17 protein-coding genes and 2 pseudogenes are annotated in these 21,933 nt (G+C 71.2%); 6 read left to right on the top strand and 13 right to left on the bottom strand.

From position 1 onward, the window contains the following. Positions 1–62: 62 nt before the first annotated feature. The 3 genes from FF041_RS20350 to FF041_RS20360 all read right to left on the bottom strand — a co-directional run bounded on the left by FF041_RS20350 (position 63) and on the right by FF041_RS20360 (position 3,370). Positions 63–1,271: a pyridoxal phosphate-dependent aminotransferase gene (locus FF041_RS20350; RefSeq protein WP_153524118.1), complete on the bottom strand. Its 1,209-nt coding sequence runs from the start codon at positions 1,269–1,271 to the stop codon at positions 63–65. Then, positions 1,268–2,602, bottom strand: a complete 1,335-nt coding sequence (locus tag FF041_RS20355) for a diaminopimelate decarboxylase (protein WP_228388435.1) — start codon at positions 2,600–2,602, stop codon at positions 1,268–1,270. Before FF041_RS20355 ends, FF041_RS20350 begins: the two co-directional genes overlap by 4 nt. Positions 2,603–2,692: 90 nt before the next feature. Continuing rightward, positions 2,693–3,370 (bottom strand): class I SAM-dependent methyltransferase, encoded by a 678-nt coding sequence (locus FF041_RS20360; protein WP_323392252.1) that lies wholly within the window; start codon positions 3,368–3,370, stop codon positions 2,693–2,695. 828 nt (positions 3,371–4,198) lie between these two features. Here FF041_RS20360 and FF041_RS20365 point away from each other — a divergent pair. Beyond that, positions 4,199–5,929: a GAF domain-containing sensor histidine kinase gene (locus FF041_RS20365; RefSeq protein WP_323392254.1), complete on the top strand. Its 1,731-nt coding sequence runs from the start codon at positions 4,199–4,201 to the stop codon at positions 5,927–5,929. A gap of 85 nt (positions 5,930–6,014) precedes the next feature. Then, positions 6,015–6,386, top strand: coding sequence for a response regulator (locus tag FF041_RS20370; RefSeq protein ID WP_153524122.1), 372 nt, complete (start codon positions 6,015–6,017; stop codon positions 6,384–6,386). Here the strand turns inward: FF041_RS20370 and FF041_RS20375 are convergent. From FF041_RS20375 to FF041_RS20400, 6 genes and pseudogenes are all read right to left on the bottom strand, one after another. Further along, entirely contained in the window at positions 6,364–7,017 is a 654-nt protein-coding gene (locus FF041_RS20375) for a response regulator (protein ID WP_153524123.1), read from the bottom strand. The genes FF041_RS20370 and FF041_RS20375 overlap by 23 nt on opposite strands. A 75-nt stretch (positions 7,018–7,092) precedes the next feature. Beyond that, positions 7,093–7,959, bottom strand: coding sequence for an oxidoreductase (locus tag FF041_RS20380; protein ID WP_153524124.1), 867 nt, complete (start codon positions 7,957–7,959; stop codon positions 7,093–7,095). Between the two features lie 537 nt (positions 7,960–8,496). After that, positions 8,497–8,739, bottom strand: a pseudogene (locus tag FF041_RS20385) (sigma factor); the annotation flags it as partial. 270 nt (positions 8,740–9,009) lie between these two features. After that, entirely contained in the window at positions 9,010–9,756 is a 747-nt protein-coding gene (locus FF041_RS20390) for an SDR family oxidoreductase (protein WP_153524125.1), read from the bottom strand. Positions 9,757–10,025: 269 nt separating this feature from the next. Continuing rightward, a pseudogene (locus tag FF041_RS20395) lies at positions 10,026–10,249 on the bottom strand (succinate dehydrogenase); the annotation flags it as partial. After that, positions 10,237–11,220 carry an IS481 family transposase gene (locus FF041_RS20400; protein ID WP_323392257.1) on the bottom strand — a complete coding sequence of 328 codons (984 nt, stop codon included), beginning with the start codon at positions 11,218–11,220 and terminating at the stop codon, positions 10,237–10,239. The pseudogene FF041_RS20395 and the gene FF041_RS20400, both read right to left, overlap by 13 nt. Before the next feature lie 840 nt (positions 11,221–12,060). Here FF041_RS20400 and FF041_RS20405 point away from each other — a divergent pair. Both FF041_RS20405 and rsgA read left to right on the top strand, forming a co-directional pair. Beyond that, the gene (locus FF041_RS20405; protein WP_153524126.1) at positions 12,061–12,723 is read left to right on the top strand and encodes a recombination directionality factor; all 663 of its coding nucleotides are present in this window, start codon (positions 12,061–12,063) and stop codon (positions 12,721–12,723) included. Positions 12,724–13,026: 303 nt separating this feature from the next. Then, a complete protein-coding gene (rsgA, locus tag FF041_RS20410) occupies positions 13,027–14,202 on the top strand; it encodes a ribosome small subunit-dependent GTPase A (RefSeq protein ID WP_153524127.1) in 1,176 nt (391 codons plus the stop codon). 78 nt (positions 14,203–14,280) lie between these two features. Here the strand turns inward: rsgA and FF041_RS20415 are convergent, their stop codons facing one another. Then, entirely contained in the window at positions 14,281–14,649 is a 369-nt protein-coding gene (locus tag FF041_RS20415) for a PPOX class F420-dependent oxidoreductase (RefSeq protein ID WP_153524128.1), read from the bottom strand. Positions 14,650–14,829: 180 nt separating this feature from the next. Here FF041_RS20415 and FF041_RS20420 point away from each other — a divergent pair, with 180 nt between their 5' ends. Beyond that, positions 14,830–16,086: an SGNH/GDSL hydrolase family protein gene (locus FF041_RS20420; RefSeq protein ID WP_153524129.1), complete on the top strand. Its 1,257-nt coding sequence runs from the start codon at positions 14,830–14,832 to the stop codon at positions 16,084–16,086. 58 nt (positions 16,087–16,144) lie between these two features. On the opposite strand, the gene FF041_RS20425 is transcribed toward FF041_RS20420, so the two are convergent. From FF041_RS20425 to FF041_RS20435, 3 genes are all read right to left on the bottom strand, one after another. Further along, complete coding sequence (locus FF041_RS20425; protein ID WP_153524130.1) at positions 16,145–18,556, bottom strand: glycosyl hydrolase family 95 catalytic domain-containing protein; 2,412 nt, start codon at positions 18,554–18,556, stop codon at positions 16,145–16,147. A 177-nt stretch (positions 18,557–18,733) separates the two neighbouring features. Continuing rightward, on the bottom strand, positions 18,734–19,216 hold the full coding sequence (locus FF041_RS20430) for a DUF456 domain-containing protein (protein ID WP_153524131.1): 483 nt from the start codon (positions 19,214–19,216) through the stop codon (positions 18,734–18,736). 70 nt (positions 19,217–19,286) lie between these two features. Then, positions 19,287–20,246 (bottom strand): helix-turn-helix domain-containing protein, encoded by a 960-nt coding sequence (locus tag FF041_RS20435; protein ID WP_323392259.1) that lies wholly within the window; start codon positions 20,244–20,246, stop codon positions 19,287–19,289. A gap of 329 nt (positions 20,247–20,575) precedes the next feature. On the opposite strand from FF041_RS20435, the gene FF041_RS20440 reads away from it, so the two are divergent. After that, on the top strand, positions 20,576–21,922 hold the full coding sequence (locus FF041_RS20440) for a protein phosphatase 2C domain-containing protein (RefSeq protein ID WP_194292105.1): 1,347 nt from the start codon (positions 20,576–20,578) through the stop codon (positions 21,920–21,922). Positions 21,923–21,933 lie beyond the last annotated feature (11 nt).

Here is a 21,933-nt window from a genome sequence, read left to right on the forward strand (position 1 = left end):
ATCGTTCTCGGTGGGTGTGGGTGTGGGTGTGGGTGTGGGTGTGGGGTGGCCGGAGGAGCCGCTCACCCCACCGGCGACGGGCTCGCCGCCAGCAGCTCCAGCCGTGGCCGGACGGTCTCCGGCTCCTCCGTGGCGGCGACGCGTACCCAGGGGCGCCCGGCGGGGCCGTACCAGGAGCCGGGGGCCAGCACGAGTCCGGCGGTACGGGCCGCCCACCGGACGAACCGGTCGCCGTCCCCTCCGGGTGCTTTGAGCCAGACGAACATGCCGCCCTCGGGAGGGGCGCAGCGCAGCCCCGCCGCGTTGAGCAGTTCCACCAGCGAGGTCACGCGGTGTCTGGTGCGCCGGCGCTGGCGGGTCACCCGGTGGTCCTCGGTGAGCAGCCGTACGGCGGCGGTCTGCGCGGGGGTGGCCGCCATCAGGCCCGCGTCGCGGCGCCGGTCGGCCAGGGCCCGTACCAGCCGGGGATCGCCCGCGTAGAACCCGACCCGGAGCCCTGGGGCGTGGGAGCGTTTGGAGAGGCTGTGCACGGCCAGGACGCCGTCGACACCGCTGGAGAGGATCGTCGCGGCCCGGTGCTTCCAGGTCTGTTCGGCGTATGCCTCGTCCGAGAGGACGAGTACGCCGTGGGTCCGTCCCCACCGGGCGATGGCGTCGAGTGCGTCGACCACGCCGGTCGGGTTGGCGGGGCTGTTGACCCAGAGGCAGAGCGCGCGGCGGGCATCGGCCGCCGGTACCCGGTCCAGCCGCATTCTCAGGTCGTCGCCCATCGGCACTCTGACGGTCCGCAGTCCGGCCAGTTCGGCTCCCACGGCGTAGGTGGGGTAGCACAGTGAGGGGATGAGTACGGTGTCGCGGGTGCCTGAGTCGTGGGTGCCTGAGTGGCGGGCGCCGCCGCCCTGCTCCCGGCTCAGGAACAGGGCGGCGGACGCGATGAACTCCTTCGTCCCGACGCACACGGCGACCGATTCGTCCGGTAGGGACACCTGGAAGCGCCGGCGCAGGGATGCGGCTGCCGCTGCCCGCAGTGCGCCGGATCCGGCGCTCTTCGGATAGCCGGGGTCGCTCCGCTCCTCGCCGTCGGCGGCGAACCAGTCCGGTTCGGCGTCACAGGCCACACCCAGGGAGAGATCGAGTGGCTCCCTTCCTCCGTGCCGTGCCATCGCGAGCAGGTGCTCCCGGGTCAGGGGGGCAGCCTCTCCGGCCTCTCCGGCCTCCCCTTCCGGCCCGGCCGCGCTGCTGCCGCCCGGCGCCGGTTCCGGCTGCCTCATCGGAGGGTCGCCTCATGGAGCGAGCCGGCCGCCCGACGGTGGTGGGAGTGGGGGTGGGGCCGGGCGGGAAGACCGTCCGGGGGGAAGACCAGTGTGGAGAAGTGGTCGCGTTCCTGCTCCTCGGCCCGCCGGATGAGCTGGACCGAGCCATCGCTCCGCAGCAGCAGTTCCTTGGGGCGCAGCCGTCCGTTGTAGGTGAATCCCATGGCGTGCCCGTGCGCGCCGGTGTCATGGATCAGGAGGGTGTCGCCCTCGGTGAGTTCGGGAAGCTCACGATCCGTCCCGAACCTGTCGTTGTTCTCGCAGAGCGACCCCACGACGTCGACGGTGCGCGAGGGGCCGTCCGGGACCCAGGGGGCGCTGATGTGATGGTAGGCCCCGGCGTACAGGCCCGGTCGCATGAGGGAACTCATGCTCGCGTCGACGCCCACGTACTCGCGCCACTTGCTCATCCGGTTGACGACCCTGGTGACGAGCACGCCATGGGGGCCGGTGATGTATCTGCCGCTCTCGAAGCAGAGCCGTGGAATCTCCGTCCGCTGCGCGCGGGCCCACCCGGTCAGTGCGGTCCGCAGCTCCCGGCCCAGTGCGGCGAGATCGAAGGGCGGGTCCTCCGGCCGGTAGGGAATGCCGATGCCGCCGCCGAGGTTGAGGAATTCCACGGTCACCCCGGTTCGTTCCCGGATCATCGTGGCGTGCCGCAGGAGGATGTCCAGTGTCCGTACGATCGGGGCGACGCGCAGGACGTTCGAGGCGACCATCATATGGAGCCCGAGATGCTGTACGCCCAGTTCCCCGGCGCGTATCACGGCTTCGGTCAGCCGATGGGTGGGGATTCCGAACTTGGCGTCCTGGGGGCTCCCCAGAAAGACGTTCTCGCTCGGCGCTTCGCCGGGGTTCACCCGCAGGGACAGGGTGTCCACCGGGTGGTCGCCGTCGACGAGGTCGGCCAGTTTCTCCAGCACGGCCAGATCATCGATGTTGATCAGCGCTGAGCGTCCTGCGGCGGCGGCCAGTTCTTCTCTGCTGGTGTTGTTCGAGGTGAAGAAGACGTCGTGCGCACGGGCCCCGACCCGTCCGGCCAGGTCGATCTCGGGGAGAGAGCTGCAGTCGAATCCGAATCCATGGCTGCGCATGATCTCCAGGATGGAGGGGTTCGGCAGGGCCTTGACGGCGAAGTACTCCCGGAACGGAAGGCCGGCGAAGGTCTCGTTGAAGTATGCGCAGGTGTCGGATATTCCCTGCTCGTCATAGAGATGGAACGGGGTGCCGAAATGCTCGACGGCGTCCCGGAGCACCGGCCGTAAGCGGCGGCTGAATGCCTCACTCATCGGCATCGTCGGTTTCTGTCCTCTCTGATCCGGCCGTGGCGGCCGCCACGGCTCCGGGTACGGCGATCGGACCCGCCGCCCGGGCGGGCGTCACGCCGCGGTCTGCGCGATCAGCACCGATCGGTGGCGGGGGCCCGAGATCGGGCGGGAGTAGGTGAAGGTCCGGCATTCGGCGAACGAGAACCCCGCGTCGTACGCCTGGTCGGCGAGATAGTCCTCGGAGAGCCAGTAGAAGGCGTTCACCCCGGGAGCGGCCTCGGCGGGCTCCCCCGACCTGGTGCTGTCATTGGACGCGATCAGGGTGCCGCCGTCCGTGAACCACGAGCGGATGCGGTGGAGGATGGGCAGTGTGCGGGTGTCCGGGTCGTACAGATGCCCGAACAGTCCGTCCGCGTAGACCACCGGCCACTCTCCCGGGGCCGGGCTCCATTCGCGGACATCGGCCAACAGACTCGTCAGGCCCTTCCGCCGCGCCAGCCGCACGGCCTCCGGCATCGCGTCGACGGCGAGTACGTCATACCCCTGGGCTGCCAGCTCGGCCTCGATCACGGCGTTTCCGCAGCCGAGGCTGAGAAGCCTGCGGGCGTCGCTCTTGGCGAGAGCCTCCACCAGGGTGCCGAGCATCATCTCCCGATACTCATGGGAGTAGGTGGAAGGGGTCACCGAATCCCCGCGGGCCGCCCCCTGCTCCCATACGTCGAATATGGAAGGGGAGTTGTCCTCTCGCCCGGAATAGAACTTCTTGAGATCTTCCTGACTAGCGCTCACATTTTCCTCCCATTGGCGGATCGACCCGTGCGGAGAACCCTCGGAAGGGTTCTTCTGGATTCCCTGGAATTGCTGCATGGAAGTAATTTGACGTGGCAACAGAACGTGCTGGACGAAAGTGCGGAGAGGTTGGCCTCGTTCGGCTTTCAACGGTAGATGCGAGAGCGAGGAAATCAACGATGGTATTCAGTCAGGAGACTTGTCCTGAAGAATCTGGCGAAACTCCCTCCGGGGGAGGTTCGGGGCTCATTTCCTTCAGCCTTCCCATAGGCGGGAGAGATGTCGGGGAATGTTGGTTCGACTCTCCCGCAGGGGGAGAGTCGGACCTGTCATGGCGCCATGGGGACGTATGCCGGAAGTCCTCGTACACCGTGTATCCGATCTTCGCTTCGTAGCCGATGGCAGGGCCGGCGGGGGTGGTCTTGCGCCGGGCTCTCGGACTCGTCCCCCGCGGGGATTCCGCGGGGCCGCCGCGGCCCGCTTCTCAGGAGCGGACCGACTTCCGCGACGCACTTCAAGGAGTACTCGGATACGGAGCACGACGGCATCGATGCCAGCGGCCGGTCTCCCTTCCGGCCAGCCCGCCCCGCCGGGTTCCTGCTAGCTGCAAACGCGGAGGCCAACTCGTCGGGCGTCGCGGCCGGATGCTCCTCGCCGGATGCCGCGACCGGATGCTCCTCGCCGGATGGGGACGCGGGCTCGCCGCACCGGTGGCCTGATCCCGTAAGCGCACGTTGACGAGCCTTCGTGCCGGGAGCACGCTGGTACGTTGGCGGGTATCCGGGGACGCGGGGCGTCACCGGCGGGTAGGAGGGCCTGACAGCTGTCGTGTCGAGCGAGCAGATCGTCCAGGAGCGGGCGGCGCTGCGCCGGGTGGCGACACTGGTGGCCACGGCCACTCCACCGGAACAGGTGTTCGCCGCCGTCGCTGCCGAGGCCGGACGGTTGCTCGGCAGCGATCTGGCCGGTATCTGCCGGTTTGACGCGGACGGCACTGCGGCAGCCGTCGGAGCCTGGTCCAGAAGCGGCCACGGTAGGCCCTTCCCCGTCGGCACCCGGGTGCCGCTTGGCGGGAGAAACGTGGCGACGCTGGTGTTCGAGACGGGCCGACCGGCCCGGATCGACACCGCCGCCGACGCTTCCGGCACCCCCGCCGCCTACGCCCGGGAGCGGGGTTTCGGCCCGGTGGTCGGCGTGCCGATCGATGTCGAGGGCCGACCGTGGGGCGTGGTGATGGTGATCTCGCTGTCCCCGCAGCCGTTCCCGCCGGACACCGAGGACCGGCTGGCCGGGTTCACCGAACTGGTGGCGACCGCCATCGCGAACACGCAGGCACGGGTGGAGTTGCGGGAATTCGCCGAGGAGCAGGCGGCGCTGCGCCGGGTGGCGACACTGGTCGCGAGAGCGGCGCCTTCGGAGGAGGTGTTCGCGGCGGTCGCCGCCGAGGTCGGGCAGCTGCTGGCGGTCGACTTCACGGTCCTCGGCCGGTACGAGCCGGCCGGCGCGGCTACTTACGTCGCGGCCTGGACCAGGACGGGCCGTGATTTCCCGGTCGGCATCCGGGTGGAACCCGGGGGCCTCAATGTGCACACCCTGGTGTTCGAGTCGGGCCGTTCGGCGCGGATCGACGACTACGGCGCCACGACTTCGGGCACGGCCGCCCAGATCGGCCGTGACTGGGGGTTCCGCGCCGCGGTGGGGATGCCGATCAGCGTCGAGGGGCGCCTGTGGGGTTGTGTCAGCGTGGCGTCGATGCGTAACGAGCCGCTGCCGCCGGACACCGAGGACCGGCTGGCCGCGTTCACCGAACTGGTGGCGACCGCCATCGCCAACGCCGAGGCGCAGGCGGCGCTCACCGCCTCGCGGGCACGGATCGTGGCCGCCGCCGACACCGCCCGCCGCCGCATCGAACGCGACCTGCACGACGGCACCCAGCAACGCCTCGTCTCCCTGGCCCTTCAACTGCGCACCGCGCAACTGGCGGTGCCACCGGGCCCCGGTGAACTGAGCCGGCGGCTCGACGAGGTGGCCAATGGGCTGGTCGCCGCCGTCGAGGAGCTCCGCGAGGTCGCCCGCGGCATCCACCCCGCGGTGCTCGCCGAGGGCGGACTCCACCCGGCGCTCAAGGCGCTGGCCCGGCGGTCCGCCATCCCGGTCCGTCTCGACATGCAGACGCGGGAACGCTACCCGGAGCCGATCGAGATCGCCGCTTACTACGCCGTCTCCGAGGCCCTGACCAACGCCGCCAAGCACGCCGGTGCCACCGTCGCCGACGTCCACGTGGCCACTCGGGACGGCCGGCTCCACGTCAGCATCCGCGACGACGGCCACGGCGGCGCCGACCCGCATCGCGGCTCCGGCCTCATCGGCCTCACCGACCGCGTCGAGGCCCTCGGCGGCCAGCTGCGGCTGCACAGCCCCTCCCGCGCCGGTACGACCATCCAGCTGTCACTGCCCCTCACCGTCCCCGGCGCACCGTACGACACCGCGGTCACCGGTCCACGGGACCGCCGAACCGGTGGCCGGGAAGGTCGCTCGTGCCCCACCGCCGGCCCGTGACCGGCCGGCCCCGGCGCGCTCTGACCCGAACGGACTACCAGCTAGCGGCAATGCGCCGGGAGCTCCATGCTGCGATGCTGCTCTCATGGTGCGTTGCCTGATCGTCGACGACAGCCCAGCCTTCCTGGTCGCGGCGAGCGGGCTGCTACGGCACCAGGGCATCACCGTCGTCGGCCTGGCAGCCAACGGCGCGGAGGCACTGCGGGGGGCCGAATGGGTGCGGCCCGACGTGGCGCTGGTCGACCTCGACCTCGGGGGCGAGAGCGGGCTGGAACTGACCGAGCGGCTGCACCGCCGATCGGTCCCCACGATCCTGATCTCCACCCACGCCGAGCAGGACTACCGGGACCTGATCAACGCCAGCCCGGCCATCGGGTTCCTGCCGAAGGCGTCGCTGTCCGGACGTGCCATCACAGACCTGCTCGACGCCCGCGTCACTGGGCCTCCAGAAAAGTGATCACGGCGAGCACCCGGCGGTGGTCCTCCTCGGCCTCCGGCAGGCTCAACTTGGCCAGCAGACTGCGGATGTGCTTCTCCACGGTGCCCTCGGTGATCCACAGCCGGCGGGCGATCCCGGCGTTCGAACGGCCCTCGGCCATCAGCGCCAGCACCTCCCGCTCCCGCGCGCTCAGCGCCGCGAGCGGATCTATTCGACGACGTACCGACACCAGTTCCCGCACCAGAGCCGGGTCGACCACCGAACCGCCCCTGGCGACCCGCTCCAGCGTGTCGAGGAACTCCGCCACGTCGACCACCCGGCTCTTCAGCAGGTATCCGATGCCCCGCCCGCTGGCCAGCAGCTCCATCGCGTGCTCCACATCGGCATGGGCCGAGAGCACCAGAATCCCGACCTCAGGAAGCTCCCTCCGGATCACATGGGCCGCCGCCAGCCCCTCCGTGGTGTGCGTCGGCGGCATCCGGATGTCCACGATCACCAGATCCGGCCGGTGCCGACGGACCAGGTCGACCAGCCCCGTCGCGTCTCCGGCCTGCCCCACCACCCTGTGTCCGGATCGGTCGAGCAGGCTGGCCAACCCCTCACGCAGTAGAACGTCATCCTCGGCCAGCACGACTCTCATCTCTGCCATGGCAGGCATTATCGACCACACATCGGACGCGCCTGGCGCTGTCTTCCCCGCGCCACGGGAGACTGTCTGCCTGGATCACCGGCCGATGGCGTCGAGTTCGGTGACCGCGTCGGCCGGTAGGCGGAGGCCGGCCGCGGCGACGTTCTCGTGCAGGTGGGTGAGGGAGGAGGTGCCGGGGATCAGTACGGTGGTGGTGGAGCGCTGGAGCAGCCAGGCCAGTGCGACCTGTTGGGGAGTGGCGTCCAGGCGGGCGGCGACGGTGTTCAGGGTCTTGGACTGCAGGGGGCTGAATCCGCCGAGGGGGAAGAACGAGGCGAAGGCGATGCCCTCGGCCGCGCAGCGGTCCACGAGCGCGTCGTCCGTCCGGTCGGCCAGGTTGTAGAGGTTCTGCACGGTGACGACGGGGGCGATGGCCTGTGCCTCGGTCAGCTGGGCATCGGTGACATTGCTGAGACCGAGATGGCGGATCAGGCCCTCCTCGCGGAGGTCGGCCAGGGTGCCGAACGCGTCGGCGACGGACCCCTTGGACGGATCCTCCACCGAGTCGAGGCGGAGGTTGACGACATCGAGCACGTCCAGGCCGAGGTGCTGGAGGTTCCCGTGGACCTGGGCTGTGAGCTCGGCGGGCTCCAGGGAGGGGATCCAGTCGCCGTCATCGCCGCGGCGGGCGCCGACCTTGGTGACGATGTGCAGGTCCGCGGGGTAGGGGTGCAGGGCTTCCCTGATGATCTCGTTGACGACGGTGGGCCCGTAGTAGTCGCTGGTGTCGATGTGCGTGATGCCGAGGCCGACCGCCTCGCGGAGCACCGCGAGCGCCTGGTCGCGGTCCCTGGGCGGGCCGAAGACGCCGGGGCCCGCCAGTTGCATGGCGCCGTAGCCCATCCGGCTGATCGTGAGACCGTCCGCCGCTGTGAGGGTTCCGCCGGGAGCCGTGGTGGCCATGGCGTGCCTTCCTTCTCTGCCGGGCAGGCCGTCCGGGCCGTCCGGGCGATCCTGGCCGTTCGGGCCGTCCGGGCCGTCCGGGCGATCCGTGACGACCTGCCGCATCTCTCGCTCTCCACCCCGCACGATGATCTCGCCACTGCCTTCGTGTCTCCGCAACTCGACGGCACACGGTTTCCGACGTGGGCCGTGGCTCTGACATCAGCCCCTGACGTGGGTGGCCGCACGGGCGAATCACCTGGTCGTTGACATGTGCACTCAGTATTGATCGTCTCGTCCCCTGGTGTGAGGCTGCTCGAACGGCGCTACGGGCGACGGCCGTTGCCCGTGTCTTCAGCGTTGAGACGCGCCCACCGTCCACCGCTGTCGGCTTGAGAGAACAGATCGGGTTCACCACGGAGGTGCATACGTGTCCAGCCGGCATGTCAGGACACGGGACAGCCGCGGCAAACGGCCGAGCGGCTCGTGACGCGGGAGCCGGTTCTGGGACGGGCCCGCGAATGCGAACTGCTCGACGGCCTGCTCGACGCCGTACGCGGCGGTGAGAGCCGCGTTGATGGCGAGCCGGGTGGTGGCACTCGACAGGAACACGGCCGGGCTGACCACCGCGGACCGATCGGTCCGCTGCCAGCGCAGCCACACTTCCCGGACCACGTCCTCGGCCTCGACCGTGCTTCCCAGGACGCGGTACGCGATGCCGAAGAGACGTGGACGCAGCTCCACGAAGATGGAAACGGCCTCGTCCAAGGTGTTCTCGTCGGGGGGCGACTCTGGATGCATGAGCCTGCTGTCTCCGTTCCGCCGGTAGGGATCGTCGCGTTGCGCGATCGCGCGGCCGTCGGGTGAGCGGTCGCTCTGCCGACGGCATCGGGGCAGGGGGTACCGACGGCCGGGGGTTCCGGAGCGGGGGTGGGCTGCCCACGAGCGGTGAGCAGCACCGGCAAGAACGGCTACTCCGATCGCGTTCGGTTCATAGACCGCGAGAGCCCCTGTTCTGTGACAGGTTCGCCGTGATGAGTTTTCGCCGATCCCCGCACTGGACGGTCCGGCTCAGGACTGCTGGGCGAGCCAGTCGGCGAAACGGGACTCGGCGATACGCGCGTCGGGGCCGGGGAGCAGCGTGGTCTCCTGGAGCTCGGTGCCGAAGTACGGGGCGTGCGGGTCCGTCACGACCGTGCGCGGGTCGTTCTTGGCCGCGAGGCCCTTGCCGATGACCGCGTCCAGCTGGAAGGCGTCCGGGCCGGCCACCTCCACCACGCCGTTGACGGGGGCGCCGACCGCGGTACGGCCCACGGCGGCGGCCACGTCGTCCGAGGAGATGGGCTGGATCTTCACGGGGGCGAGCCGCACGGTGTCACCGTCGGTCGCCGCGGCCGCGATGCTCTTCATGAATTCGAAGAACTGCGTGGCGTGGACGATGGAGTACGGAATCCCGGACGCCTTGATCAGCTCCTCCTGCGCCTGCTTGGCACGGAAGTAGCCGCTCTCCTGGAGCCGCTCGGTGCCGACCACGGAGAGCGCGACATGGTGGGTCACACCCGCCTCCGCCTCGGCTTTGAGGAGGTTGGCGGTCGAGGTACGGAAGAACTCCATGACGGCGTCGTCCTCGAACGAGGGGGAGTTCGACACGTCGATCACGACCGAGGCGCCCTTCAGGACCTCGGTCAGCCCCTCGCCGGTCAGTGTGTTGACGCCGGTGCTGGGCGCGGCCGGCACCGCCTTGTGACCGTGCTCGTTGAGCTTGGAGACCAGCTTGGAGCCGATGAGCCCGGTGCCACCGATCACTACGATCTTCATGATGGGAATTCCTCTCTCGGGGATTCTGCTGATTATCGGATTCGTCTGATGGGTCTGTGACGGATCAGACGGATCTGATTGATGCCTGCAATAGGGAAGACAGGGGAGCCGCTGGATCTGTGACATCGGAGCCGGATGGATCCCGAAGATTCTCATTCAAGGCCGAGCGTTCCGTGCGGAGGCATGACGAAGCCCCGTGCGGCAGATTGAGCGGGAATGCCTCGCGGATTACGCGGACAGCGATATGGGGCCGAGTACGTCCCCGGACATCACTCGGCGAGCTTGTCCTCGGTGGACACGTCCTCCATCAGGGAGGCGATCTCATCCGGGATCGGAGGAATGCTCTCGCGCGTCACACCCGTCGTGGGCGACCACACGAGGTTGACCTGGGAGGTCGGTCGAGGTCCGGGACGTCGCTGCGGTTGTGGCAGCCACGGGTCTCCCGGCGTTCCAGGGCCGCCTCCAGCGTGGCCCGCGCCGCTAGGTGTATTGACCCGCAGGGTTGTTAACGCGGCTGATGGGTGGGTGTCCGCCGAGTGCGGTGTGGCTGCGGTGGTGGTTGTAGGTGTGGAGGAAGTCTGCCAGGGCCCGGGTCCGCTCGTCGTTCGAGTGGTAGGGCCGCTGGTAGGCCCACTCGTCCAGCAGGGTGCGGTTGAAGCGTTCGACCTTGCCGTTGGTCTGGGGCCGGTAGGGCCGGGTGCGTTTGTGGGTGATGCCGGCGGTGGCCGGCGTCTGGGTGAACAGCTTGGCCTTGTAGCAGGAGCCGTTGTCGGTGAGGACCCGCTGGACGGTGATGCCGTGGGCGGCGAAGAAGGCGTTCGCCCGTCGCCAGAAGCCCGCGGCGGTGTGCTGGCGCTCGTCGGGCAGGACCTCGCTGTAGGCCAGGCGGGAGTGGTCGTCGACGGCGGAATGGACGAAGGAGTAGCCGATCACGGGCTTGGAGCTCCTGCGGGCGTCGGTGGTGGCCTGGCGGTTGGCCTCGCCCGCGGCTCTGCCCACGGCACGCCAGCCGCCGCCGTCGGGGACGTTGCCGAGTTTCTTGATGTCGACGTGGATCAGCTCGCCCGGCCGGGCGTGTTCGTAGCGGCGGATCACCCGGCCGGTGGGCCGGTCGAGGAAGGCCAGGCGGTTCAGGCCGTGGCGGACCAGGATCCGGTGCACGGTCGAGGCGGGCAGGCCCAGGACGGGGCCGATGCGGGCCGGGCCGAGCTTGCGCCCGGTCCGCAGACGGCACACCTCGGCCTCCACCACGGCCGGGGTGCGGTGCGGGGTCGTGTGCGGGCGGCTGGAGCGGTCGAGGAGACCCGCGTCGCCCTCGGCCCGCCAGCGCCGCACCCACTTGTGCGCGGTCGGTCGGGAGATGCCCATCTCGGCCGCCACATGCGCGACCGGACGCCCCGCGAGGACACGCTCGACCAGGATCCGCCTGCCGTGAACGGTCAGCCGGGCATTACGGTGGGACACGAAGACCTCCGTGTGTGGTGCGGCTTAGACACCTCCACCACACCGGAGGTCTTCGTCATGATCAAGGCCCGACACCGTCAACAACGCTCGTGGTCAATACAGCTAGGCCGTTTCTTGCGGATCATCTCGCTGTCCAGACCCTCCACCCGCCAACTCAAAAGCCCCGGAACCACTCGCTGATGGGGTGGATGAGGAGCGCACCGAGTCCGGTCGTGCCCCCTCGTAGGATGCCGAGACCGATGCTTCGCCTCAGGCGCCTGATGATGCTGGGCGGACAGTTGCGCGCTGGGGAGCGCGCGGGATCCCGGATGCGCGAGTACGCCTCGAACCGGGAAACGGGTCTCTGTGAGAGTCGCTGGCACCCTTGTCAGCCGACGAGGATCAACAAGACCTTTCATCCCGGTCGGGCTCACCCCAGTCGGCTGGGGAGGCTGGATCCTGGGGACATCCCAGGGACTTCACGCCTGCCCCAGGCTGATCCAGAGGACTTTACTGGTGTGTAAGCAAGGAAGGCCCTGACAGCGCCGAAAGATGGAGAAGCGCTGCTCAGGGCCTACGCCGTCAGCAGTCGATGATGTTCACCGCGAGCCCGCCCCGCGCCGTCTTCTTGTACTTCACCGACAGAGGGCCGCCGGTCCCGGCCGTGGTGATCTTGGTGTTGGTGGCTGAGGGGAGTTGACTCGGGACTCAGCCAGCGGTGCTCTGTGCGAGTCATCTGGCGCGGGGAATCGGGTGGCTGCATGGCCGAGGGTTTCTACTACGCGCACACCACCGGTCAGACCAAGCCGTGGCTGTTCCCGCTGAATGAGGGCTCTGCTCGTTGGATACCGGAGGACGGTCATGGCCCAGTTGCAACAGCACCCCGGGACGGTCGGGCGGTTCCATGCTGCCCGGCATGACGCAGGGAGGCCCTTGGCCATGGGGGCGTGGCGCGTTGCGACGGAAGACGATCAGGTGGCTTCTGCCGTCGCCGATCTTTACGGTGGTATGCCCCAGCCGTCGTCCTCGACCGCTGGAGCTGTGATTGAGGTACTGACCAGCAGCGACCGTGTGATGGTGTTGTTGGAGGAGGTGTCCGTCGCTTTCCGCATGGCGGCGACGGGCGTGGACGAGTCGCTCCATGCCTGTGATGGTGCCCGGTTTCTGGAGCCCGCAGCGAAGCGCGGAACGGTCTGTGGGTGTCCTCCGGGCCTGAGCGACCGCAGGGCGGCAGCGCTGGCGGGGCGGGGGCCGTCGCCGGAGGTGCGGCTGGGGTTCCGGCTGGCCGGCCGTCCTGGGCTGGGGGTGTTCTCGCTCGTCTCGACGTCGTGGGAGTTCGCGGCGGAGCAGCCCGAGCTGGCTGATGCTTTGCGTCGGGCAGGGACCCCGCTCCTGTGCGCGCTGGTGTATGAGCGGGTCGACTTCGTCACCCGGTCCGGGGTACCGGTGAGCTACCGGAGGCCGAGGGTGGAGATCGGCGGCGCACGCGTCCTCTCGCCGGCTGGGATGTGCCTCGCCGTGTGATGGACGGCCGACGGCTGGCCGGGTGCGGGCGCACCCGCCAATAAATGGGTGGCGTGGGTCGGCGGGGCGGGTCTAGTCTTCATCCCGTTCCGCCGGGAAGGTCGTGCGCCGCCCTGGCTAGGTTGTCGGTTCGTCGAGGAAGCAGGAGGTGAGGACAGTGATGACGGTCACGGTCTCGGGCGCTGCCCGCACTCAGGAGTTCATCCTTCCCACCCCTGTGGTCTTCGGCTGACACCCACACACTTCCGCGCGCCGAGCGCGCTCGCCGGGGCCACCCTTCACCCTTTGTAAGGGGTTCCCGTCTTGTCCAGCAATCCGCTGAACCTGTCTTCTTCTGCTGCCTCCGCCGCGGTCGAGGCTGCTCTCACTCCGTACGGCTGGGACGAGGGCTGGGCCGACGCGTTCGCTCCATACGCCGCGCAGGGTCTTGTCCCCGGCCGGGTCGTCCGCGTCGACCGAGGGCTGTGCGATGTTCTCACCCCCGAGGGCATCGTGCGCGCCGACACCGCGTTCGTCGTTCCTCATGACCCGATGAAGGTCGTGTGCACCGGTGACTGGGTCGCCGTCGACCCGGCCGGTGGTGACCCGAGGTATGTCCGGACGCTGCTGCCGCGCCGGACCGCCTTCGTGCGGTCGACGTCGTCGAAGCGTTCCGAGGGCCAGGTCCTGGCCACTAACATCGACACCATCGTCATCTGTGTGTCGCTCGCGGTCGAACTCGACCTCGGGCGGATCGAGCGGTTCCTCGCCCTCGCGATGTCCAGCTCGAACGGTGATGCACTGCTGCATACGTCGGCACCCTCCTGGGAGAGCGGGGCACAGCCCCATGTCGTGCTCACCAAGGCCGATCTGGTCCCGGACCCGACCGGGCTCTCCTATCTGGTCCAGGATGTGGAGGCCACCGCCCCCGGAGTGCCCGTCCACCCCGTCAGCTCGCTGACCGGCGAGGGCGTCGAGGTGCTCACCGCCGCCGTCTCCGGCGGTACGACGGTGCTGCTCGGGGTCTCCGGCGCGGGGAAGTCCACCCTCGCCAACGCCCTGATCGGCGAGGAGACGATGGCGGTCCAGGCCGCCCGGGAGACGGACGGCAAGGGCCGGCACACCACCACGACCCGGAATCTGCTCGCGCTGCCCGGCGGCGGTGTGCTGATCGACACCCCAGGGCTGCGGGGGGTCGGTCTCTTCGACGCCGGGGCCGGGGTGGGGCAGACCTTCTCGGAGATCGAGGAACTCGCCGAAGGGTGCCGGTTCCACGACTGCGGACACGAGGCCGAGCCCGGGTGCGCCGTGCTGGCGGCGATCGCGGACGGGTCGCTGGCGGAGCGCCGGCTCACCAGCTACCGCAAGCTGATCCGGGAGAACCGGTACATCGTCGCCAAGACGGACGCCCGTGCCCGTGCCGAGATGCGCCGCGAGTGGCGGATCAAGGGCGCGCAGGGGCGCGCGGCCGTGGAGGCCAAGCGCGGTCGTCTGAGGTGAGCGGACGGGCCCGGGGGAGCGTACGCGTCACCCGGGCCCGTGCTGTTCGGGGCCCGGGCCCCGACCGGGCGGCGTGCGCTACCCCTCCAGACCCCAGCTGTGGATCGTGTGCGGGTGGATCCGGATCAGCTCCTCGCTGAAGTGCGGACCCAGTTCGTGCGGACCCGTCAGCAGTTCGGCCTCGCCCCGGATGTCCACCCCCCGCACCTTCCAGGGCCGCAGACTCACCATGTCGTCCACGACCAGCGCCACCTTCGGGTTCGCCCGCAGATTGCGCCATTTCTTCGTCGTCGCCAGCGCGTGGCCGCCGATCAGGATCGTCCCGTCGTCGCGGGGGAAGAAACCGACGGGGTTCGCCTGCGGCTGCCCCTTGGGGTCCACGGTCGCCAGCCGGCCCAGTCGCTGGCTCGCGAGATACACGCGCTCGGCCTCGGTGAAATCGGTCATCCGTGAAGCCTCACACGACGGACCCCGCCGTTCCCGCACCGGGTCGCCGTTCCCGGGCCGGATCTCCGCCGCCGGCGGCGCTCCGTCCTGGGCAGACCCCGCGATGCCTGCGACAGTGCATCCACAGGTCATGTCCGAGGCCGCGGCAGCCGCGGCCCCGACCGGAACAGGCAGAGCCGTATGACTGCACGCAGACGACCGCTGTCCACCCTGGTCGCCGCGGTGACCCTCACCCTTCTCACCGCCTCGGGCGTACTCCCCGCGAGCCCCGCCGCGGCCCGTACGCCCGCCGGCACGCCCTGGATCGGCTGGACCGGAACCTGGGCGGCTGCCCCCTCCCACGCGGTCCCGGGACTGCCCGGCGCCTCCATCCGCAATGTCGTCCACACCAGCGCCGGCGGCTACGCCGTCCGGATCAGGATCACCAACCGGTTCGGCACCGCCCCGCTGCGGCTCGGCGCGGTCACCGTCGCCCTCCAGACCCCCGGTGCGCCGAAGAGCCCCGGCGCGGTCCCCGGTTCGGTGCGCAGGGTCACCCACCGGGGCGCGGCGGCCATCACCGTCCCCGCAGGGCGGGACCTGGTCACCGACCCCGTGCCGCTGTGGGTGCGGGCCGCCGCCCATCTGCTGGTCACCCTCCACACCCCCGCCGACTCCGGCCCGGCGACGTATCACCGCTCCGCCGTCCAGACCAACTTCATCGCCCCCGGCGGCGATCACACCGCCGATGAGAGCGGCGCGGCGTACACCGCCACCACCGGATCCTGGTACTACCTGGCGGGCGTCGACATCCTCAGCCCGCTCACCCGGGGCAGTGTGGTCGCCTTCGGCGACTCCATCACCGACGGCTCCGGCTCGACGAACAGCGCCGACCGCCGCTGGCCCGACCGGCTCGCCGCCCGGCTGGCGGCGCTGCCCCCGCACCGGCGGCTCGGGGTGCTGAACGCCGGGATCGCCGGGAACCGGCTGCTGCTCGACGGCACCGGGCCGAGCGCGCTGAGCCGCTTCGACGCCGACGCCCTCACCCATACCGGGGTCCGCGCCGTCATCGTGATGGAGGGCGTCAACGACATCAAGGGCAGACCGGAACAGACCGACCCGGCCGCCTTCGCCGCCGCCTACCGCCAGTTGGCAGCGCGCGCCCACGCCCGGGGCATCCGGGTCATCGGCGGGACGATCGCCCCCTTCGGCGGCCACAGCGGCTGGACCGAGGCCCGGGAGGCCGTACGCCAGTCGGTGAACCGCTTCATCAGAACCGGTGGACTCTTCGACGGGGTGGCCGACTTCGACGCGGCGGTCCGCGACCCCCAGCGGCCCGAGCGGATCCTGCCCGCCTACGACCCCGGCGACCATCTCCACTTCAACGACGCCGGATACCAGGCCATGGCGGACGCCGTGGACCTCGCCGGTCTGCGCGTCCCCGCGAAGACGGCCTGAGCAGGCTCGCGGAGACGGCCTGAGCGGCTCGGCTCCGCGGGGGCTGCCCGGCGGGGCCTCAGCCGGGCAGCCCCCAGCGGGGAGCCGGGGCGTTCGGCCGTACCGGCGCGATCACCGGACGCGGCCGGTCGCCCTCGGCGGTGATCAGCGCCGACCGCCCCGCGCGCAGCCGGATCCGGATCACGCCGTCGCCCGCGTCCTCGTGCCGCAGCCGTCGCCCGCTCCCGTCCCGCACCTCGACGGGCCCCGCGATCCCATGGCGTACGGCGCAGGGCGCGCCGACCTCGCTGTGGAGCCGGATCCAGCGGGTGCGGCCCTCCTCCCGTACCGCGCTGAGCAGAAACGCCCCCTCCGTACGGAAGTCGTGCACGGCCGCCTCCCGCCAGACTCCGGGCAGCGCCGGGAAGACCCGGATGACCCCGCCCCAGGACTGGCAGACCATGTCGTGCAGCGACCGGGCCGCCGACAGCGGGGTCTCGATGACCGGGCCCGACTCCTTGTACAGGGTGTTGGCCTGGATGAACCGGGTCATCAGCTGTTCCAGGAAACGGAGGGCGTTCTCGCCCTCGCCCAGCAGCGCGGAGATGGAGGCGGCCCCGGTGAAGGTGTAGCCCTGGAGCGCTCCCTCGAAGCTCACCCAGTGCTTCAGCGACCTCTCGATCAGCGCCCGCTCCTCGGCTGTGCGGCCCGTGACCTCGTACAGCGGATAGATCGCGAGCAGATGGGAGTAGTGACGGTGCGACTTGGCGAAGGGGACCCCCGCACCGATCATGTAGCCGCCGGCGTCGGCCGGATAGGGCGTGAGCCTGGCCAGGACCTCCTGCCAGCGGGGGGCCAGCGGGTCGCGTACGCCGAGCTCCGCGGCCGAATCCAGCAGGGTGCGGCAGCCCCAGCGCAGCAGCATCAGATCGTAGTTGCAGTCCGGCGCGTCCACTCCGTACTCGGGGGAGAACGTCGGCGGCAGATGGAGCCTGCCGTCCGCGCCGGGGGTCAGGAAGTGGAGATAGTAGGAGACCGCCCGGCGCAGCAGCGGGAAGAGGGTGTCCCGGAGGATCGAGACGTCCATGGTGTGGCGGTAGGACAGCCAGACGTTGTGCAGCGCCCAGGTGAGGTTGCCGACCTCGGGCGTGGGCGGGTTACGGCCGGGGATTCCCACCCCGTAGCCCTGGCCGGAGGGGGTCGAGCCGCCGTTGACGAGACGGGTGTCGGTGGTACGGGGGATGCCCGCCGAGTCCGCGCGGTAGGCGGGGGCCACCTCGGCCGTCAGCTGGTCCCGGAATTCGCTCAGGGCCCGGGTCACCGCGTCGAGTTCGAGGTGGTTGGAGCCGTGGATCAGCCAGTACTCCAGCTGGACGTTGAGGTTCCACCAGGTGTTGGGCCAGGGAGTGGGCTCCAGCCAGGGTCCGCAGGTCGCCATCACGGGCGCGTCCCGGCGGGCGGCGGACGCGGCCTTGTAGAGCTGGATCCAGTAGAAGCGCTGGAGCCGGGCGTCGGGCAGGGAGAGGAAGCTCTTCCGGTAGAACCGGTCCCACCAGGTGCGGTGGGGACGGGCGAGGGCGTCGTACGGGACCGCTGAGGCGCGGCGTACCGTCCGCAGCGCACGGGCGCGTGCCGTCTTACGGGGGTGGGAGTGCGCCACTGTCGCATGGAGGGTGCGGCGGCCCGAGCGGGTGGTCAGCTCGCGCCAGGCGGTCGCATGCTCGCCCCCGGCGAGCAGCGGCTGTACGGCGGCGTGCAGATCGCCGTGGCGTTCGACGACGGCCGGGGGGTTGCCCCGGTAGCCCTCGGGCAGCGGGCGGAAGGCGGCGCGCGGGCTGATCGCGTCGGCCGGGTGGAAGACCCAGCGGAAGTCCTTCTCGCCTTCGCTCGGGGTGACCTCGACGGCGAGCACGGAGGCGGTGGTGTGGACGAAGGCGCGCAGCCGCAGGGTGCCCGCCGTGGTGGTGAGGGCGCCGGTGAGCTCGGCGTCATGGAGCCCCAGCCGCCAGTCGAGTCCGGTGATGGCGCCGACCGGCTCCAGGGTGAAATGGCCGATGGGCAGCCGGGCGAGCCCGAAGAGCGAGCCGAACTCAGGGCGGTGGTCCTGTACCTCGGAGTGCTGCACACTGAATCGGACGGCGTTCTTCCCGCCGGGCTCGGCGTAGATTCCGGAGCCGAGCAGGCCATTGCCGAGATAGGGGCCCTCGAACCAGGTCTTCGGCATCCGCTGCCAGACGAGGTCGGCGTCGTCGAGGACCGTGCGCCAGCTGTCCTCCCGTACGGCGACCTCGGTGACTTCGGCGACCTCGGCGCTCCGTCCGGCGGGTGCGGCCTGTGCGGGGACGGCGAGCGCGGGTGCGGCCTGTGCGGGGGCGGCGAGCGTGGGCACGGCGAGCGCGGAGCCGCCGGCGATGACGGATCTTCTGGACGGAACCGGAACCGGAACCGGAGCTGGTGAGTCCGGAGCGGGGGTGCCGTGTGCGGATGCCATGTCGCCTCCCGGCGGCTCAGTGTGGAGACCGAGTCCATTCATCCGAGCTGTCCATGGACGGAACGTAGGCAAGAGGTCAGGGGCAGTCAATATGGAGAGAGAGATCCGAGGTGTCTCTGCTCATATGAACCGCATTCAGGGTGTTGTGCGGCGGTCGTGGCGGTCGCGTTGGCCCCGTCAGCCCCAGATCACGGCCCCGAGCCAGGCCCCCACCACCAGCAGACAGGCGAACAGCTCCACCAGCAGACTCGTCCCCGCCCCGCGCATCACCGCCCGGGTGGACGCCATGGCCGGACCGTGCCCGCCCAGCCGGTGCCGCTCCGTAGCGTAGATCCCGCCGATGAAGCCCGGTATCGCGCCTGCCACGGGCAGCACGATGAAGCCCGCCACGGCCCCCAGACCCGCGCAGGCGGCCACCCGGGGGGAGATGCCCGTACCCCGGATCCGCCGGGAGGGCAGCAGCCAGACCACCACCTGGTCGACCAGGAGCAGCGCCGTGGCGGCGACCAGCAGCGTCCAGGCGAGTGCGGACAGTTCGTGCAGCGCCCACCAGAGCATCGCCGCCCAGACCAGCCACCGGCCGGGCACACCGGGGACCAGGACGCCGACGAGACCCAGCGCCATCACCAGGCCGACCAGCAGCAGCTGCTCCACGCCCATCTGCCCAGGGTGCGGGATCGGGGCGGTTTATGCAGTTCGCACCTCAGGGCCGGGCCGGGCGGCGCCCGGCTCACTCCCAGGGATCGCGGGCCACCCAGCCCTTCGCGTACGCGTGCCAGCCCAGCTGAAGGCGGGTCGTCACCCCCGCCAGCTCCATCAGCCCCTTCACCCGGCGCTGCACCGTCCGCAGCCCGAGCTCCAGCCGCTTGGCCACCCGAGCGTCCGTCATCCCGGCGAGCAGCAGCGAGAGGATCTCCAGATCGGTGGCGTCGGGGCCGCACGCCCCCTCCTCGTAACCGCCGGCGGCCGGCCGCAGCGGCAGCGCCTCACGCCAGACGGCCTCGAAGAGACCGAGCAGCGACTCCAGCAGACCGCAGCCGTGGACGACGAGCGCCGCGGGATCGGTGTCGCGGGCCGTCAGCGGGACCATCGCCAGCGCCCGGTCGGCGACGACCAGCCCGCTCGGCACCCGGTCCACCACCCGTACCCGCTCACCGCGGGCGAGCTCGGCGGTCAGCCCGGCGGTGCCGCCCGGGGCGGCGAGGGCCTCGCGCTCGATGACCACCCGCCGGACGACGCCCGGCCCGGCCGGGCCCGCGTCCGTGCGGGCGTCGGCGACCAGCACACAGAGCTCCTCCGCCGCGCCGAGCCGGAGCTGGGCGAACCGGTTGGCGACCGCGACCGCGCCGGTCACCACCTCCACCAGATCGTGCACGGCGGGCTCGGCCGCCTCGGCGCGGTACTCCCGCGCCAGCGTCGCCGCCGCGGCCTCCGCCTGCTCCAGCTCCTGCCGCTGCTGGGTCAGCAGCGCGCCCAGGGCGGCGCCGGGGGGAGCCGCCACCCACCTGCCCCGGCGGGCCGAGGAACGCGCGGCGAGCCCCTGCTGTTCGAGCCGCCGCAGAGCGCGTTCGGTGTCGGTCTCCGGCAGCGCCAGCCGGTGCGCGAGATCGGTGACCTCCGCCGCTCCGAGCGCGACCAGCGCGCGGTACGCGGACTCCTGTCTCGCGTCGAGACCAATCGCTCCCAGCACCGGAAACCCCCTTCATATCCCGCATATCATCCCCGTTCGTCCGAGTGATCCCGCATCGGGGCGGCCCCGTGGTGCACGCGCTTGACGGACGCTCCGGAGGCGGGGCGTCCGCGGGGGAGCGCCGCTGGTCCCGGCGGCGGGCCCGGGACGCGCGGGGGAGCGCACCGCGGCGCCGTCGCCCATCGGACCGGCCGGTGCTCCCGGCCCGGTGCTGCGGTATGACGCAATGTCATATCCATGGTCCACGCGTCAAGTTCACCGTACTCACCGGCGGCGGCTTTCCGGGTTGACCCGGTGTTCCGCCACTCTCGCGGTGAAGAATGACGGACATGAGCCAGCAGCCCGAAGACGACTGGTGGAACCGGCTGTACGACGATTCCGCTGACGAGTCCGCTCCGGAGCCGGGTCCGGAGCCGGGTCCGGAGCCGGGTCCGGATTCAGCGCCGGACGACACCCTGGACGCCCGCTTCGGCTCGGCCGTACTGGCGACGGCCCCGCCGAGCGGGGGAGCGGAGCCGCCGCCGGGCCCGGCGGCGCCGGACACGGCACGCTTACGCGGCATACCCCGCGCGGAGCCGTTACGGGTCCGCGCCCCCTGGGAGCCGCCTCTTCCGCCGCCCCGGCCCCGGCCGCCCCTCCACGCAGTGGAGCCGCCGTCCGTGACGCCGCCCGTCCGTGCCGTGACGCCGCCGCCTGTCTCCCGCACCGCGTCTGAGCCGCCGCCCGTGACGCCGACGCCCGTCTCCCCGGCCCCGCGAGCCCCGCATCCGGGCCATATAGGCGATGGACCGCCCACCTACGCCGCCGAGCCCACGGCCCTCCCCGCCGCCTGTGCCGGAGAGCTCGGACAGCTCGTCGCCGACACCGCCCTCGACGGCGCCCGATATGGCTCCGGCACCCTCCGCGCCGTGTCCATGCGCGGGGACTCCGCCCGCTACCGCGGACAGCCCCGCAGAGACTCCTTGCTCACCGCCCGGTTCGGCAGCGGGACCGGGGCCCTGGTCCTCGTCGCCGTGGCCGGCGGGGTGCGCGCCGCCGAAGGAGCCCAGCGCGCCGCGGCCGACGCCTGCCACCGGGTCGGCGCGGCCGTCGGACAGAGCCACGCCCGGCTCGCCGAGGACATCAGGGCCGACCGGCGCGGCGAGCTGAGATCCGGGCTCCAGCGGCTCGCCGAACGCGGCTTCGGAAGGCTGCGCGCCGCCGCCGAGCCGGGCGCACCGCCCGGCGAGTACCCCGCCGGGCTGCGCTGTCTGCTGCTCCCTGCCGACCCGGAGTGCCGCCTCCGTATCGTCTTCGGCCTCGGTCCCGGCGGGCTCTTCCGGCTCAGGGACGGCCGCTGGCAGGACCTGGAGCCCCGCCGCCCCGAGCCCCCGCACGCCGAGCCCCCGCACGCCGAGCCCCCGCATCCCGAGCCCGGGCCGGCCGAGCCGCCCCCGCTCCCCGCCGATCCGTTCCGGTTCCGGGCCTGTGTCGCCCGCCCGGGCGACACCCTGCTGCTGTGCAGCGCGGGTCTCGCCGAACCGCTGCGCGAGGAGCCCGCGCTCGCCGCCGAGCTGGCCGGGCGCTGGGCGGATCCGGACGGGCCCCCGGGCCTCGCCGCGTTCCTCGCCGACACCCAGCTCAGGGTGAAGGGATACGCGGACGACCGCACGGCCGCCGCCGTCTGGGAGGGGTGAGGGTCCGCCTC

Source organism: Streptomyces jumonjinensis, assembly GCF_009600885.1.
GTDB classification, from domain to species: Bacteria; Actinomycetota; Actinomycetes; order Streptomycetales; family Streptomycetaceae; genus Streptomyces; species Streptomyces jumonjinensis.